The following is a 1,600-nucleotide window of genomic DNA, read 5'->3' on the forward strand; positions in this document are numbered from 1 at the left end:
CGGGTGCTCGTCGCCGCCAGCCCGCTGGCGGCGGACGGCCTCGACGTGACCGCCACCTTCGCCGACCGGGTCGCGTCCCTGCGCGCGCACGCGGCATACCTGCGCGGGCTCGGCGCGCACGCGATGGCCGACCCGGAGGAGTCCCTCGCGGCGATCGCCCGGCCGGTCGGAACCCGGCTGGGCACCCGCTACGGCGTCGCGTTCGAGGTCATCGATCTCGGAGAGTCCCTCTAGCGGTACAGGACACAGGCATGCGGTGTCACCGGCCGGGCCGCGACGGGGTCCCCGGCGGACGCCGGGGACGTCGGCGCCCTCCTGCCGGTCCCGACGCCTGCTCTCGCCATCTCACGTTTCCCCGCCCCGGAGCGTCTGCAAGATGTGACCATGCAACCGTTCGAGCGGATCGTGACCGAGTACGGCCCGATGGTGCTGCGCGTCTGCCGGGCCGTCCTCGGGCCGGAGGACGCCGATGACGCCTGGTCCGAGACGTTCGTCGCGGCGATGAGGGCCTATCCCGGGCTGCCCGCCGACGCGAACGTCGAGGCCTGGCTCGTGACGATCGCCCACCGCAAGGCGATCGACGTCACGCGCGCCGCCGCACGCCGGCCCACGCCCGTCGACGCCCTGCCCGAACACCCCAGCCGTACGGGCCGGCCGGAGGACTGGGACGGCGACCTGTGGCAGGCGTTGCGCGGCCTGCCCGCCAAACAGCGCCAGGCGGTGGCGTACCACTACCTCGCCGGGCTGCCGTACAAGGAGATCGCCGGCCTGCTCGGCGGAAGCACGGACGCCGCGCGCAGGGCGGCGGCCGACGGCCTGAAGACCCTGCGCTCCACCTACCCCGTCACCGACCATGAGGAGATGGCTCGATGAACACCGCATCCGACGCGCGGCGCCTGCTCTCGGCACTGCCCACCGAGGACGGGCCCGCACTGGCCCGGCTGCACGACCGCCTCAGGGACCGGGCCCAGCGCGAGGGGATCCTCGACGTCGCATACCGCACGCTGGACACGCCGGTCGGCGCGCTCCTGCTCGCGGCCACCGCGCAGGGCCTGGTGCGGGTCGCCTTCGCCGCCCAGGACCACGACGCGGCGCTACGGCTGCTCGCCGACCAGGTCAGCCCCCGCGTCCTGCACGCACCCGTACGGCTGGACGAGGCGAGCCGGCAGATCGAGGAGTACTTCACCGGCCGGCGAACCGGGTTCGATCTGCCGCTCGACTGGCGGCTGTCCCGGGGGTTCCGGCGCGACGTACTGGCCCACCTGCCGGACATCGGCTACGGCCGTACCGAGACCTACGCCCAGGTGGCCGCGGCCACCGGCCGCCCGCGGGCGGTACGGGCGGTGGGGACCGCGTGCGCCACCAACCCGCTGCCGATCGTCGTGCCCTGCCACCGGGTGGTGCGGTCCGACGGCACACCGGGCGGTTACGCGGGCGGCCCCGAGGCCAAACGCACCCTGCTGACCCTCGAGACCGCCTGACGGGATGGACTCAGGGCCCGTCTCATCTCTGAGACGGGCCCTGGGGCCTGTCTCGGTTGGGTCGTGGGTTTTCCACAGCCGTGGGTGTGGTCTTTCTTTGGTGTGTGGGGTGGCTTGAC

The 1,600-nt window shown here is 73.8% G+C and carries 3 protein-coding genes; all 3 read left to right on the top strand.

The window, feature by feature from the left end; genetic code table 11:
• Nucleotides 1-234, top strand: a 234-nt coding sequence (locus ACFFNX_RS49500) for a hypothetical protein (protein WP_378213431.1), incomplete at its 5' end; no start/stop codon positions are given.
• A gap of 150 nt (nt 235-384) precedes the next feature.
• Nucleotides 385-873 carry an RNA polymerase sigma factor gene (locus ACFFNX_RS49505; protein ID WP_378213433.1) on the top strand — a complete coding sequence of 163 codons (489 nt, stop codon included), beginning with the start codon at nt 385-387 and terminating at the stop codon, nt 871-873.
• The gene (locus ACFFNX_RS49510) at nt 870-1,481 is read left to right on the top strand and encodes a methylated-DNA--[protein]-cysteine S-methyltransferase (protein ID WP_378213434.1); all 612 of its coding nucleotides are present in this window, start codon (nt 870-872) and stop codon (nt 1,479-1,481) included. Before ACFFNX_RS49505 ends, ACFFNX_RS49510 begins: the two co-directional genes overlap by 4 nt.
• Nucleotides 1,482-1,600 lie beyond the last annotated feature (119 nt).

This window comes from Actinoallomurus acaciae (assembly GCF_042429965.1).
Lineage (GTDB): Bacteria > Actinomycetota > Actinomycetes > Streptosporangiales > Streptosporangiaceae > Actinoallomurus > Actinoallomurus acaciae.